The sequence below is a fragment of the Thorsellia anophelis DSM 18579 genome, from assembly GCF_900111395.1.
In the GTDB taxonomy this organism is placed as follows: domain Bacteria; phylum Pseudomonadota; class Gammaproteobacteria; order Enterobacterales; family Thorselliaceae; genus Thorsellia; species Thorsellia anophelis.
The window spans coordinates 233,033-247,128 of sequence record NZ_FOHV01000001.1; the positions used below are offsets into that span (position 1 = coordinate 233,033).

The window sequence follows — 14,096 nt, forward strand, 5'->3', positions numbered from 1 at the left end:
TCTCCGTAGGATGACACTCATTTTGCTTTAAGTTTGTTCTTAAATTAGCAATTAGATAAATCATTATTTCTAACGCTTTGATTTAAAATAATTAATGTGGAATGGTTTAAGAATTAAAGCTTATTGATTTATTTTCTGCATTTATTAGTTAATTGAAAATAAGGTGATGTCATTACGTTAATAGTTAAAATTGCGCACATAATGTACAATCATACCTCTGAGTGCTCTTTTTTGCCCAGGTAGAAAGGAGTAATTACCTATCCCAAATGGTTGGGGTAGAAATATGGAGTCTGTCATCTATAATATTAGATTGCATTGGATACCAATATGATGAAATTACTAAGATTGCAAAATCAATACTTGAGATTATGGCGTGGCTTAACTTTATATGAGCATCAGTGTTTAATCACATTATCGGAAATAGCTGATATTTTGTGTTGCACACCAAGGCATGCACGTTCTTTACTATTAGCGATGCAGAAACAAAATTGGCTTAAATGGGAGGCAGTTGCTGGTAGATCAAAGAAATCAACACTACATTTATTTTTATCTGGTACAGAGATTAAAGAACAGCAGGCTCAAAAATTACTTGATGAAAATAAACTAGAACACGCAATTAATTTATTGGGGGATAAAGCACATGTCCAGCAATTGATTTTTTCTCAATTAGGCTACCGATTTAGAAAGGGTAAAGCGATGCTAAATATCCTTTATTATCGGAAGTTTCGAGACCTAGTACCTAAAGCTTCACATCGACGTTCTGAAAAACATATCCTTAAACAAATATTCAGTGGGCTCGTACAGTTTGATGAATTAACGCAACAGATAACAGGGGATATTGCGCACTCTTGGCAAAAAATATCTGATTATCATTGGCAATTTTATTTACGCTCAGGGGTATTTTTTCATCATGGTAGATTATTGAACGCAGAGGATATTATTTATTCACTAAAACGTTTTTTTGTACTAGAGACTTATCAGCATATAGTTGATATCAATTCGCCAGCACCTTTAGTGATTGATATCTTGTTAAATGAAGTAGATACTAATTTACTCGCCCTTCTTTCGAGCGTACCTGCGCTCATTATACCGTTAGATTGGGAAATGTTACCTGATTTTGCACACCATCCTATTGGTACTGGACCATTTAAAGTTGAAAGCCATACAAGTAATCACCTTAAAATAATAGCCTTTGATCAATATTTTGGATATAGGTCATTAATAGATGAGATCACTATTTGGGTATTACCTAAACTTGCAAATGACTCAATATACGCAGGCGTGTATATTAGTGCTGATATGGATGTATTATCACTCAACCCAATTGCAACGATGCCTATTCCATTAAGGCATACCGCTGTAGAGGAATTGATTGAAAGGAGATTAGAAGATGGCTGTTATTTTTTACTTTTCGATAATCGTTCATCAGCAATGCAATCAATTACATTCAAATCTTGGCTTTGCCAGGTATTATCTTCCGAAAACATCCTGAGTAAGTGTGCGCATTATGATCATTATTGGGCTATTGCGAATTCTTTATTACCGCAATGGAACCATAAAACCTATTGTTATGGCTCAGATATACAGCAGCCAAATGAAATAAAAAAATTAACCATCACATACTATGCTGATCAACCTGAGTATGCGGTCATTGCAGAAGCAATTGAAAGTATTCTCAGTGAATTTGATATTAGTGTTACCATTAAATGTGTGGACTATGATATTTGGCAATCAGGACAAGATGTAACGGATATTTGGCTCGGTAGCTTGAGTTTCAATCATCCTCTATCTTTTTCTGTCTTCGCTACGTTAAATGAATTGCCTTTGTTCAAGCTCGCAACTCATTCAAGATTCAGTTGTTTAACAGATTGGAAAGCTGAGGTATTTTCATTAGAAAAATGGTGTGAAAAATTATTGGCCGAATGTGATTTACATCCATTATTTCACCATTGGTTGTATTTGTATAATCAACCAGGGCTACAAAATACTGAAATCAATACGCTTGGGTGGTTTGATTTTAAAAAAGCTTGGTATCGATAAATAGCCTATTAAGCCTATCCTAATAATGTATTTATAACGAGTTAAAAATTAAGGGTTAAGTGTTGAAAATAGATTTAAAATTCTTTTATCAATATCTTATTTTTGAAGAATTTTTTAACTAGATGTTTACCGTAACCGGTATGAAAGATAATTAATAAGTTTTAATTTTTCAAACTTTGGGCTTTCAAATTAGCTTTGTTAACTATTGACATTACAGAGTCATTTTTTTCAAGAAAAATAGCATATGCATAATCTAATTCAATCAACTTTATTTTTTACACTATTAAATCATGTCATATCACTATTAAGTGAGTGCTGATTTTAACGCATTGGATATATTAAAATAAAAAAATAAAGGAATGCAGAGCAGCAACGATTGAATGAAGTTTTGAGTGTGTTTCCTTCATGTAAAAATAAGTTTTACATGAAGGAAACCAAATCAGTAATGAATCGCCTAGTTACTTTTTAACTATTTTTGACCAGATGATTCCGACCGATTACTTTTTACCTATTTACGTACAGTGATAACATCACCATATTGCTAATATACGAGCATGAGAGGGAATTATGTTAAATTTTATAACTTTACTATTCCTTTAGCCATATTTTTCTCCCTAATTAGTTTACTCGTAGATTGATCTGTTCTTACGCAAATCTTGAAGCACTAATTTAGCCAAGTAACCAGAACGTGTTTCGTGTGTCTCTTTTAGATAATTGTCGAGAGTTGCTAGAATGTATTTAGGCCAACTAACATTGAATCGTATAGCTTCAACTGTTAGATCACTGAGATCAACCTCAACTAACGAAAAAAAACCGCCCTGGTACTCATCAAGATGGACAATATCATCGATCTCTCTAAACTTAAAGTTAGGGAGTTCCCCATCTTCTAGAAGCCCTTCAATGTGAAAAATAATGGCTTCTTTAGCATTTTTTAATGCGCTAGCAACGCTTGTGCCTGCAGAGTAACAACCAGGAATATCAGGTATGGTAACGCCATAATCCGAATTTGTATCTTTATGGATGACAACAGGGATATACATGCTTAACTCCTAATTTTATATATTTTCTTATGCCTCATTAGCTAAAAGTTTTGTAATTTACCCAGGGATATTCCCCGGGTAAATTATCATTCAGCTAAACCTGCTTGCTTTAGTATACTATTAACAGTTTTCAAGGGCAGATCTTTTGATGGATGGGGAATAGTTACTCGTCCACTTTTAGTTTTATGCTTAAATTGCGCATGACTACCTTTATGGGCGACTTTAAACCAGCCATCACGCTGAATCCTTTTGATTAAATCATCAGAACTCATGGCGCTTTTATCACCTTGATATTTTTCGATCATACGTAATTACATGCATCTGTTATCTTAACGAGATGTCTCATTATACACATGAATACACACTAAGTTAAATTGCAATGTGTATTCATGTGTTATTTCTTATTCTTGTTTTGCACCAAAACAACGCATGCTTACGATTAATACAGTAGAAAAAAGTTAAATTTTTTGATTTTATTTTTGGATTGTTGATTTGTTTCACGGGGCTTAAATCCGAGATGTCAATGGAAGTAAAAAGTGCATAATTTTGTTTTATCAATAATCAGTTGGCTCAAGTATAGAATGAAATTTTTCCATGATGGTAAAGCCTTACAACAGATTTGAGTTCTGAGAGAGGGAAACAAGTGCTCCCTCATTTTTTAGGTGCAGATTTGACCTTTTAATCATCGCATTTTTTGTCCTGCAATTTTGTTTGATTGGTGTTTTTTTACTCACATGTCATATCTAAATTAATTTAACCTTCCGTTAGAGCTGAGTTAGCGGCTGTATGCTAATTAATTTATAACCGAAGGACTTTTCAGAGGGGATATTTTATCTCGGTAGGTGACTGTTTTCACGCATGCCCAGATCGATTCACTAGCCTGTTCACGTATTCAATATCACCCAAACATTGTTACGGTCTAAGTTGTTTAAGCAATTACTACAACATTAAATGATTTTTAATCAGTGCATTAATGATCTAGTCAGCTCTCTGCCCAGCTAGATGATCAATCTATTGAATTATTTAGTATTTCAATAAGTGTTTTGATTTTTATTACATTCTCAAAATGGTCAAATTTCATCTTTTGAATCCAACATGTTGCTGCTTGCATTAATAATTCTGGGTCATCATTTTTGTTTGCAAAATAAAGCATAAAAGAAAGACCAACTGATTCTCCTTTTGCGGCAATCTTTTGGTCACAAACTTGGATAATTTTAGTTCTGAGAGAGCCTCATTGGCGGTACCTTCAGGCTATAGTGGCGGGGCGTATCTGCTCACTGATTTCTATTATCAGTACAGCGTGAATTTAAATATCTACCGATATATTATCAGAAAGCAAATTTTTATATTCGGCTTTTAATATTTATCTACTGAGTAATTTATTACAAAATAAGTCAAGTGATTGCCTTTGCATCATATTTCATATGGAATTTACATTAGTAATTTATATAAATTTCAATGAATTAAGTTGTTGTGTTGTAAGTATTTCAGTGTATAATTTAAAGGCTGGAAATTAAGTTTATAGCCTTTAAAACTTATCACTCAGTAATAATAATTATTAATAAGCCTATTAGTGTTCGTATAAAAATCTTACATTTTATATTTATATTTATATTTATATTTATATTTATATTTATATTTCAGGGGATATAATCATGCCAAAAATTTTTAAATCCAATAATGCAGTGAAACTTATTTTTACTATTTCAGGTGCATTATGCCTTATTCCTAAAGTCCAGGCTGCTTGTAATGTTGATATGTCAGGCTTAGATGAGGAAGGTTCGCAAATAACGTGTGTCGATACTATAAGTCGCTTAGATTTAGATCTTATTGAAACACTGACAACGAGTAATAATGTATTGTCAGCTGAAAATGTTAACGGTCTAAGCGATTATCAAGTTATCTCTGCGGCACGAGTTAATATACCGAGTCAAACAGTATCTTCAGGGCAATATGATTTAAATAATAATAGGCTTATGCTAACTGGCCAATCTATATTAGACGAAGTTTACGCCGCAGATATTCAAGCAACGAGTGGTAATTATGACTTTAATTTGTCAAATAATAATGTCGAGATGAATGATAATGCTTTTGCTCAAAATAGTGCGGCTGCAAGATCTTTTATGGTTTATGCCGGAGGTGGCCTAACGGGTAAGGCTAAAATGTTATTAGAAAATAATAGGTTAGTGTTGAATAATTTTGCTGTAACGAATATCGCTTCTGGCGTAACTGCGAATAATTCAGGTGGAGAAATTAACCTTAGCGGAAATAGTATTATCCTGAATGATAATACGAAAGTCGAAGATGCCTCTGGTGCCACGGCAGTCGGTGTGGGTAATCAATTAGTCACATTCAATTCAGTTACATTAAATCACGATAGTAGAGTAACAAATCTGATTCAAGGCGGCGTTGGCTCTGTCTTTGATGATGCGAACTATGATATAACAAGCGAAATAGAGATAAATGTTAGCAATAACACGGTTACCTTAAATGATACTAGTGAAGCTCAGGCAATTTTTGGTGGTTTATCTACTAAACGCGCTGGTATATATCCAATTGCTCCAAAGCCTCTTGAACCTAGAAAAACAAACCAATACGCGATTAATAATATAATTAATATCAATGATTCAGCTAAAGTTTCAAGCTTTATTTTTGGTGGTTATTCAGACGGGCTCGATTTTGCTGTAAAATATGATCTTTTTAGTGGAAATACATTAAATTTTACAGCATCTCCAATAACCTTGAGCTATGGTATCGCAAATATTGAGCACTACAATTTTACAATTGATCCTACATTAGCTAATACCAACAAGGCATTGATTCAAGCTGACTTAATTCAATTTGGTACCAACGCAGAAAATACTTTAGGTGGTACAGATAAAACCTCAAAGATTGCAGTTGTCGGTATTAAATCGGGTAATCAATTATTCTTAAATGATGAATTTATCCTTATGCGTGCATCAACTGATATGAGAGGAGAGGTTGAAGGGCTGACGAGTAAAGGTATTGCACAGCAGGGTGTTTCTTTGCTTTATGACATAGAAACAAAAGTTGATTTAACGAATAAATTAGTAACTGCAACTGTGGTATCGGGCGAATCTAGTGGTTCAGGAAATACCAGTGGCAGTAACAATAATTCTGGTGGGAATAATAACAATTCTGGCGGTAACACAGGTGGCGTTACCAATATTGCAAAAGTGAATCCTCAACTGAAATCTCTTTCGGAAGGGCATCTTTCTACAGCAATGCTAGTTGGACGTGCTTCAGATATCATAGCAAATGATATGTATCATGTGATTGAACAACAAAATTTGCTCTCAACAATCGCCCCTTTTATCTCCTTCAATGGTGGGCTAACACGCTACAATAGCGGTTCACATATTGATTCAAAAGAAGCCATTTTGACTGGTGGCTTAAGTTATCGCAATGAAAGCCTAACGACGGGTATTTTTATTGAAAGTGGTTGGGGAAGCTATGATACATATAATAGCTTTGAAAATATGGCAGATGTGAAAGCCAATGGACATAACCGATTTACTGGTGCGGGCTTATTGACTCGCTATTCTTTTGACTCTGGCATGTATTTAGACGGCGCTCTACGCCTGGGTAAAAGTTGGAATACATACAGCACGCAAGATATTCAAAACTTAGTCTCTAAACAATATGCGAATTACCAGATGAGCACTGGCTATTATGGTATGCATTTGGGAGCAGGTTATCAATTTAAATTAGATGAGCAAAATACAGTTGACGTTTCCAGTAAATATCTTTGGACTCAATTGAATGGCGACAACGTTGTTATCGCAGGTGATGAGGTTAAATTTAAGGATATCAATTCCCATCGTGCGCAGTTAAATGCTCGTGTTGATCATCAATATACCAAAAATACACAATTAAAAGCAGGCGTTGGCTATGAATATGAGTTTGATGCTAAAGCCAGTGCGCAAGCCTATGAATACGATATTTTAGAACCAAGCCTTCAAGGCAGTACAGGGACATTATTATTAGGTACTCGTTTTACTCCTACAACTGCACCAAATCTCGACCTAGATTTTGAAATAAAAGGTTATTTAGGAAAAAGAGAAGGTGTGAGTGGAAATATTCAACTGAAATACGCTTTCTAACAAATTGTTTCAAAAGTAAAAAGGCTATGTTGCTGATAGTAAACTAGTTAATCACGACCTTTAATTAGTCTAAACCAGCATTTTAGAATATGGTATCAGGTCAACTCTGCATCAATACTCTGTGCATCTAGAAATGGCATATCCACCATAGATTGAACATAACGCGGTCCCTTTTTATTCTCTTTAAAATATTTCCTAAGCAGTGTGAATAAAGGGGTTTTGAAAACACTTTTTGTTTTTTTCTATATTGTCATGCTCGTTTGGGATCTCTTGCTCATCAAGTTCGGTATTGCCAAACAGGGCTTCGATGAGATCTTTAAACGTCTTATTAAAATTGGTTATCGTACCAGAAAAAGCTGATTGATTGAGAGCTGTCTGGGCTATTCCAACAAACGTTGCATATTTATTCACTTGATCAATAACTGTCCCTGGAGAGATTATTAACAGATCAACTAAGTAGATAACATGAGTAATTTTAGCCGCTGATGAGGTTTACAAGATTGTTGACTCATACGCTTATTCTGCAAGCTCATGAGGGTAAAGTAAACTCGCAGCAAAAGCATCTGCAAAATTTTCAGCGTCATCACTCTCAAGAGTGGCTGAAAGAGAGTGATCTAATTCATATGTCATCCAAAATTTAAAGTCACGGATATTCGTCTTTAAATTAAGGTAACCCCATGTACTACCCGAATCGGGTAGATGGATATACACCGCATTTTCATGGCGTTGTTTCGCTCCCCACATTACAGGAACTATAACTGCCCGCAAGCCTCTGAATCGGTCAATCAGATGAGTAAAATTTACCCACAGCTGGGCCTAGGTTTATATCTTTTCTGGCTTTAGTCGTAAGATTGCGTAGGAAATTATAGTCACTGTTTGGTGATTTGAGTACTGGCGGTATTTCGAAGCTATCAAAATGGTAAATAAGGAGTAAGGTAGCGTAGAAAATATCCCATTTATTGTGCCTTTTCTATATGGGAATTCGTTGTGTTTGTACCGCGCATTTTTCGGAATGCCACTTTGGGTGTGTGTGGATCATCCCTGACGACTAAATCATCAAAGGAGAGATCCTGCAATTTCCCTAATTGTAGAAGTTTATTAGGGTGCGGAAAAGATTTATGCAAAAGCCATTGTGAAACGGCTTCTTTTGTCACACCGAGAGCATCAGGTATCGCGGTTTGAGTTAATAACACCGTTTTATTACCATTTAATAATTACTTGCATAGAAATAGAGCTATATGATAAAATATTTCTTAATGTAAACTAAAGTTAACACTAAGGTTTGTCCGTATACAATTGCATTTTAAATGCAAGCTTTATATATTAACTATTGATTTTAAAGGTGAAAGTATGTTAAAATTCAACACCGCAACACCGCAACACCGCAACTAAGCCATTATTTTATCTAGTTTCTACCTCGATTATTTTTTCTACAATTCTATATTTACCCTCTCTCAAAGCGTCTCCAAAAACTTATGGTTATGTACTACAAATGCCAAATGAGTTTTGGCCTAGCACTACGAACCCACCTTCATTGCCTGGTGGTATAGGTAATTCAATCCAACAAAATACTGCCGCAAATAATCCAGATGTCTTTTGTAAGTCACAGGGAAGCGGTTATCGATTACCCTCAATAGGGGAATTTCATGCGAATACTAAAAGTCTTTCACCAGGTTCAAGTCACCAAGCTGTACAACCGGGACATTGGTCACAATATGTCAATAATGATACGACTAAAGCCCGTTTACCTAATGATGCTACCAGAAATGTTAATGGCTCTCTCTATAACGAATGGGGAGATGTATCAAAATACGTTAATGGGTGGGAAGCTGGGAATTATTGGTCTAGCGAGGTGGCTGTTGTACGAAATATAAGCTACAGTAGGTCAAGAGGAGTTGGCCGCTTAAAGTTTGACCCAACATTGGGGCTTATTTATCCTCCTACTGATCGTATTGATACTTTTGCTCTAACAAGTGATGCTGGCAATCTTTATAACACTGCCTGTGTAAGAGATTTAGTGCCGACACCATCAACAGCTAATCCAAGTAAAACCTAATATCATCAGATATTAGTACCTTTCAAATACCTTACTTGCTAAATGATAATTCATCTTTGGCAAGTAATCGAATCAAGAAAAAGCCTTTCACTAGCTAACTAATTCATTTAATAGGCTATCAACCTAACTCCATAATATTACAACCAGATTACTATCAAAGAAGCCGCATTTTGCATTATATTGCACTAGCCATTATTACACTGTAACAGGTGCGAATTTAAAAGGTGCATACATGGCACGCAGGGAAACTGTACCCATGATATAGTGACACCCTTTGCATAATTAGATGGATTGAGTGAAAGGCGTGGCCCATTATATTGCGCTTGATGCGGATAAAGAAAGCGAGAAAAGTTATAGACCGTCTGAAAAAGGACTAAAAGAAACTTTAGTGATGATGGATGCGGGTTATTTTGACATCGGTTATCTTGAAAAAATAAGCCAATCTGGTGGTTTTTTTGTGGTCAGGGAAAAAGCAAATATCAATCTTCTTGTTGTCGCAATTTACAATGAAATGGGATTAAAACTTTTTCATAAGGTAATGAAATTAAAATGATGATTATAACATACCGTGCTCAACATACTTGGTTGGTTTGATTTTAAAAAAAGCTAGGGATCGCTAGAAAATATCCAAGTTTATTGAACTCTATATCGTATCATTAGGGGTATATCGAAAAATACATCCAATAATATCCGATTAAGTGCCATTATTTGAGAGTAAGTATAATCGTGATAGGGTAAACGTTGGTACTAAATACTTGTGTTTATGCTTAAAAAGCATTGTCGAGATGTTGTGATCTGTTAGAATCAAGTGCATTGAATCGGTGGATTAAATAAATGATGCTAGAAATTAATCTAAGCACGAGTATCGCTGTGCAAATGTGTAAACAATTACAGTGAAATTGGATCAAGGATTAGATTTGCTCTATAACAAACGCTAGTTGCATTAATTGCGATGCAGTAAAGCTAACATATGAGTTGACTGAGATTTTTGTTGTGAATAAGAATATAAACAAAGGCAGGTTTGAACTATGAGTAAAAAGCTCACTGTAATGGTGTCATCCACCGTATATGGCGTGGAGGAACTACTTGACCGCATCTATTCGCTGCTAACCGCTTTTGGATATGAAGTTTGGATGTCGCATAAAGGCACAGTGCCAGTCTCCTCTAACGAAACCGCTTTTGAAAGCTGCCTAAAAGCAGTAGAAAAATGTAACCTGTTTATTGGTATCATAACCCCGCAATACGGCAGTGGTGTTGACCAGACGGGTTTATCTATTACCCATAAAGAGATGAAAAAAGCCATTGAACTTAATAAACCACGTTGGTTTTTGGCGCACGATCAAGTTGTGTTTGCCCGTCGCTTATTGATTGATTTAGGCTATAAAACCAGAGAACAGCGCTCAGAGCTGAATCTTCGAAAAGGCGCATCGTCAATTTCTAGTATTAAGGTAGTCGACTTATATGAGGATGCTACTATGGAACAATTACCACTTGATGATCGCCAAGGCAATTGGGTGCAAAAATTCGATCGCGATGATGACGCAAATCTTTTTGTGGTCGCTCAATTTTCTCGATATCAAGATCTAGAGCAGCGCCTTACTGAACATTTTCAAAATGTCAGTCAGGTTAGCGCTTCGGTAGGAGTAATTCATGAGTAAAACGGTCGAAAAATTGAAAAATTTACTGTCACTGGGAGAAAATCAAACTATTAAATATATTGAAAGCGACGAGTTAAAATACTGTGGTCCACAAGTCTGCGCCTTTTTAAATACTAAAGGTGGCTACTTGCTTTGCGGTATAGATGATAAAGGACAAATAAAGGGTATTGCCAATGCCACACAAGTGGGAGAACAACTAGAAAGCCAACTTAAATCATCTATTAAACCACCAGTACTGTTTTCTGTTGAGTTACAGGAAGTCGAAAACAAACAGCTATTAATTATTGAAGTACCTGCTGGAAAAGATATTCCGTATGCCTTTAATAGTGATATTTATACACTTATAGATGAGCAAGTTCAAAAAGCCGATATCGATACTATTCGTGATATGGTTATGCGTAAGCAAATAGAGCCTACTCGTTGGGAGCGTTTGTTTTCGTCTGAACTAAATGAACAGGATTTATCTGTTAGTGCTTGTAAGAAGTTACTTTCCGCTAAGCGCATCCCTAAAGAAATCCTGCAATCAGAACAAGGATTGTTACACCAGTTGCAATTATTATCTTTGGCCAAGTATGGGCGCTTAACTAATGCCGCTGATGTATTACTTGCCAGTTCTCCAGGTAAACGCCATCCGCAAGCACGCGTCCGCGCGGTTTGTTATCGTCATAAGGCTGATGACGAATACCAAGATTTACAGCATTTTGATGGACCAATGTTTACAGTGATCGAACAGATAATTACCTTTATTATGCGTAATACGCCATTGCGAGCACATTTTAGAACAGGCAATAATCAGCGCGAAGAGTTACCTATGTATCCAGAGCAAGCAGTACGTGAAGCGATTGTGAATGCGTTCGCTCACCGAGATTACAGCAACTTTTCAGGTGGAGTTAAGGTTGAGATCAGTCCCGTACAGTTAAAAATCTGGAATTCGGGAGCTTTTCCACAAGGTATTGATGAACTTAAAATTGAACAAGGTCATATTTCGGTATTGCGTAATCCTGATATCGCGCACATCTTATACCTCAAAGGCTATATGGAAAAGCTTGGTCGTGGAAGTGTAGTTATTCAGGAAGCTTGTAAAAATGCTGGGCTGCCTTCTCCAAAATGGCACTCAGATAATATGTCAGGAGTGACTTTGACACTCTTTGCCACGGAAGTCACCACGGAAGTCACCACGGAAGTTACCACGGAAGTCACCACGGAAGTAATAAAAATGATCGATTTGATGAGCCAAGAACATAGCCGTGATGAATTAATGAAATTAATGGGGCTGAAAAACGCTGAGCACTTCCGTAAGCACTATTTAAAACCTGCGCTTGGAATAACACCAGCGTTGGTGGAAATGACCATCCCAGAAAAACCCACTAGCAGCCTCCAAAAATATCGATTAACTCCGCTTGGGTTACAAGTCAGGCAGCAACTAAATGACAAAAAGAATAAATAACAGAATAACTATTTTGAATATCAAGTTTTGACAACCTCTTAAGTTCTAATATTATGCTTTGCTTGGTAGTTTGCCACTACAGTCATTAGCTAGATTGACTAATAGGTTTTTATAACAGGCTCAATAATAACGCCTTGTAGGTCACTCCTGTAACTACTGAATAGTAATTATCACTATGTAGTGTTATAGTATTTTTCACCTTCTCAATTTGAGTAATTAATGTTGCCGTAGCATCAAAAATAGGCACTTAAATAAAGTCAATGACTTAAGGTGTTATTGTCTTACTTGCAATTTTGAGTAGGGGATTCAAATTGATGTTAAAGAATAATATCAATTACATAACAAGATTAACGTCAGTGCTTCTATCATTGATAGTTAATTCGAACAAATAAAGGAAGTTTTTAATAATTTAGGCTCATATAACTTTTTTAGTTTCACATAATCCAAAAGTTCTTTTCGTCTCAAATATACTTATTCTGGTTAAAAGCTATCCTATACTTAACGAGTTAACACCGTTTATTTTCATCCAATAATTACTTGCATAAAAATAGAGCTATATGATAAAATATTTCTCAATGTAAACTAAAGTTAACGCAAAGGTTTATTTGTATCCAACTGCATTTTAAATGCTTGTTTTATATGTTAATTATTGATTTTAAAGGTGAAAGTATGTTAAAATTCAACACCGCAACACCGCAACACCGCAACTAAGCCATTATTTTATCTAATTTCCGCCTCGATTGTTTTTTCTACAATTTTATATTTACCCTATCTGAAAGCGTCTCCAAAAACTTATGGTTATACATTAGTTATGCCAAATGAGTTTTGGCCTAGCACACCTATGCCACCAGTAGCACTTACTAGAATGGATTTAGTGGGTAACTCAATTCAACAAAAAACCGCCGCAAATAATCCAGATGTTTTTTGTAAGTCACAAGGCAGTGGCTATCGCTTACCCTCAATAGGGGAATTTCATGCTCAAACTAAAAGTCTTTCACCTGGCTCAAGTTATCAACCTAAAGAACCAGCGCATTGGTCACAATATATCAATAATGATACGACTAAAGCACGTTTACCTAATGATACCACTAGAAATGTTAATGGCTCTCTCTATAACGAATGGGGAGATGTATCAAAATATGCTAACGGGTGGGAAGCTGGGAATTATTGGTCGACTGAAATTAGTGTTTTAAATAATTTTCGTGGTGGCAATAATTTTCAAAATTGGTTTGCTGGTGGTGGTTATGGACGAATTATTTTTGTCGGGACTGGTGCAACATCATATCCACCAAGTAGCGGTGGTGCTGATTACACTGTATATACCAATGTAAATGCGCTCTACAACGTCGCCTGTATAAGAGATTTAGTTCCGACACCTTCAACACCTACACCGAGTAAATCATAGTCTTTTGTTTGATTGTTAATTTGATTGATTTAATGTAATTTACTTTTCCTTTCTTGTATGTCCGATGCTTATGTTTAAAGTAGGTATTGGACCAGTTTAATTTTGAACGCTCCCAATTAATTTTGTTCTTCATTTAATATCTGCAAAGTTGCATACTGTTAACTTTAAAGCTCTCTTTCAATATATTTAATTATATAGGTGAGGCACTGTAAGGGGGTATGGTTTCCCTGCGTACCATGTGCGTACTTTCTAAATGCGTACCTGTTACCGTGTAATAATTGCTAGTGGAATATAATGCAAAATAGGGCTTCTTTGATGGTAATCTG

Annotated in this window: 12 protein-coding genes; 7 read left to right on the forward strand and 5 right to left on the reverse strand. The window is 35.6% G+C overall.

The genetic code is table 11. The features are described 5' to 3' along the window. Positions 1 to 327 precede the first annotated feature (327 nt). Positions 328 to 2,040, forward strand: coding sequence for an HTH-type transcriptional regulator SgrR (sgrR, locus tag BMW37_RS01040; protein WP_093316832.1), 1,713 nt, complete (start codon positions 328 to 330; stop codon positions 2,038 to 2,040). A 623-nt stretch (positions 2,041 to 2,663) separates the two neighbouring features. Here the strand turns inward: sgrR and BMW37_RS01045 are convergent. From BMW37_RS01045 to BMW37_RS15400, 3 genes are all read right to left on the reverse strand, one after another. Continuing rightward, positions 2,664 to 3,080, reverse strand: coding sequence for a type II toxin-antitoxin system HicB family antitoxin (locus tag BMW37_RS01045; RefSeq protein WP_093316835.1), 417 nt, complete (start codon positions 3,078 to 3,080; stop codon positions 2,664 to 2,666). 86 nt (positions 3,081 to 3,166) lie between these two features. After that, on the reverse strand, positions 3,167 to 3,352 hold the full coding sequence (locus BMW37_RS01050) for a type II toxin-antitoxin system HicA family toxin (RefSeq protein ID WP_093316959.1): 186 nt from the start codon (positions 3,350 to 3,352) through the stop codon (positions 3,167 to 3,169). A gap of 734 nt (positions 3,353 to 4,086) precedes the next feature. Continuing rightward, positions 4,087 to 4,293 (reverse strand): DUF6500 family protein, encoded by a 207-nt coding sequence (locus BMW37_RS15400; protein WP_093316837.1) that lies wholly within the window; start codon positions 4,291 to 4,293, stop codon positions 4,087 to 4,089. A gap of 442 nt (positions 4,294 to 4,735) precedes the next feature. On the opposite strand from BMW37_RS15400, the gene BMW37_RS01060 reads away from it, so the two are divergent. After that, positions 4,736 to 7,204, forward strand: a complete 2,469-nt coding sequence (locus tag BMW37_RS01060; RefSeq protein ID WP_093316840.1) for an autotransporter outer membrane beta-barrel domain-containing protein — start codon at positions 4,736 to 4,738, stop codon at positions 7,202 to 7,204. Positions 7,205 to 7,399: 195 nt separating this feature from the next. On the opposite strand, the gene BMW37_RS15405 is transcribed toward BMW37_RS01060, so the two are convergent. After that, on the reverse strand, positions 7,400 to 7,615 hold the full coding sequence (locus BMW37_RS15405) for a hypothetical protein (RefSeq protein ID WP_245710986.1): 216 nt from the start codon (positions 7,613 to 7,615) through the stop codon (positions 7,400 to 7,402). 105 nt (positions 7,616 to 7,720) lie between these two features. Next, entirely contained in the window at positions 7,721 to 7,948 is a 228-nt protein-coding gene (locus BMW37_RS15410; protein ID WP_245710987.1) for a hypothetical protein, read from the reverse strand. 748 nt (positions 7,949 to 8,696) lie between these two features. On the opposite strand from BMW37_RS15410, the gene BMW37_RS01070 reads away from it, so the two are divergent. The 5 genes from BMW37_RS01070 (at position 8,697) to BMW37_RS01090 (ending at position 13,770) form a co-directional block, all read left to right on the forward strand. Further along, positions 8,697 to 9,260, forward strand: a complete 564-nt coding sequence (locus BMW37_RS01070) for a hypothetical protein (protein WP_093316842.1) — start codon at positions 8,697 to 8,699, stop codon at positions 9,258 to 9,260. A gap of 304 nt (positions 9,261 to 9,564) precedes the next feature. Further along, positions 9,565 to 9,813, forward strand: a complete 249-nt coding sequence (locus BMW37_RS01075; RefSeq protein WP_143047581.1) for a transposase — start codon at positions 9,565 to 9,567, stop codon at positions 9,811 to 9,813. 475 nt (positions 9,814 to 10,288) lie between these two features. Further along, positions 10,289 to 10,918, forward strand: coding sequence for a DUF4062 domain-containing protein (locus tag BMW37_RS01080; RefSeq protein WP_093316847.1), 630 nt, complete (start codon positions 10,289 to 10,291; stop codon positions 10,916 to 10,918). Beyond that, the gene (locus BMW37_RS01085; protein WP_093316850.1) at positions 10,911 to 12,365 is read left to right on the forward strand and encodes a Fic family protein; all 1,455 of its coding nucleotides are present in this window, start codon (positions 10,911 to 10,913) and stop codon (positions 12,363 to 12,365) included. Before BMW37_RS01080 ends, BMW37_RS01085 begins: the two co-directional genes overlap by 8 nt. A gap of 811 nt (positions 12,366 to 13,176) precedes the next feature. Then, positions 13,177 to 13,770 (forward strand): hypothetical protein, encoded by a 594-nt coding sequence (locus tag BMW37_RS01090; protein ID WP_093316852.1) that lies wholly within the window; start codon positions 13,177 to 13,179, stop codon positions 13,768 to 13,770. Positions 13,771 to 14,096 lie beyond the last annotated feature (326 nt).

What these genes read in the sequence shown, in the direction of transcription:
- sgrR (WP_093316832.1), top strand. Translation starts at nt 328, where the DNA reads ATGATGAAATTACTAAGATTGCAAAATCAATACTTGAGATTATGGCGT.
- BMW37_RS01045 (WP_093316835.1), bottom strand. Translation starts at nt 3,080, where the DNA reads ATGTATATCCCTGTTGTCATCCATAAAGATACAAATTCGGATTATGGC.
- BMW37_RS01050 (WP_093316959.1), bottom strand. Translation starts at nt 3,352, where the DNA reads ATGAGTTCTGATGATTTAATCAAAAGGATTCAGCGTGATGGCTGGTTT.
- BMW37_RS01060 (WP_093316840.1), top strand. Translation starts at nt 4,736, where the DNA reads ATGCCAAAAATTTTTAAATCCAATAATGCAGTGAAACTTATTTTTACT.
- BMW37_RS15410 (WP_245710987.1), bottom strand. Translation starts at nt 7,948, where the DNA reads ATGTGGGGAGCGAAACAACGCCATGAAAATGCGGTGTATATCCATCTA.
- BMW37_RS01070 (WP_093316842.1), top strand. Translation starts at nt 8,697, where the DNA reads ATGCCAAATGAGTTTTGGCCTAGCACTACGAACCCACCTTCATTGCCT.
- BMW37_RS01080 (WP_093316847.1), top strand. Translation starts at nt 10,289, where the DNA reads ATGAGTAAAAAGCTCACTGTAATGGTGTCATCCACCGTATATGGCGTG.
- BMW37_RS01085 (WP_093316850.1), top strand. Translation starts at nt 10,911, where the DNA reads ATGAGTAAAACGGTCGAAAAATTGAAAAATTTACTGTCACTGGGAGAA.
- BMW37_RS01090 (WP_093316852.1), top strand. Translation starts at nt 13,177, where the DNA reads ATGCCAAATGAGTTTTGGCCTAGCACACCTATGCCACCAGTAGCACTT.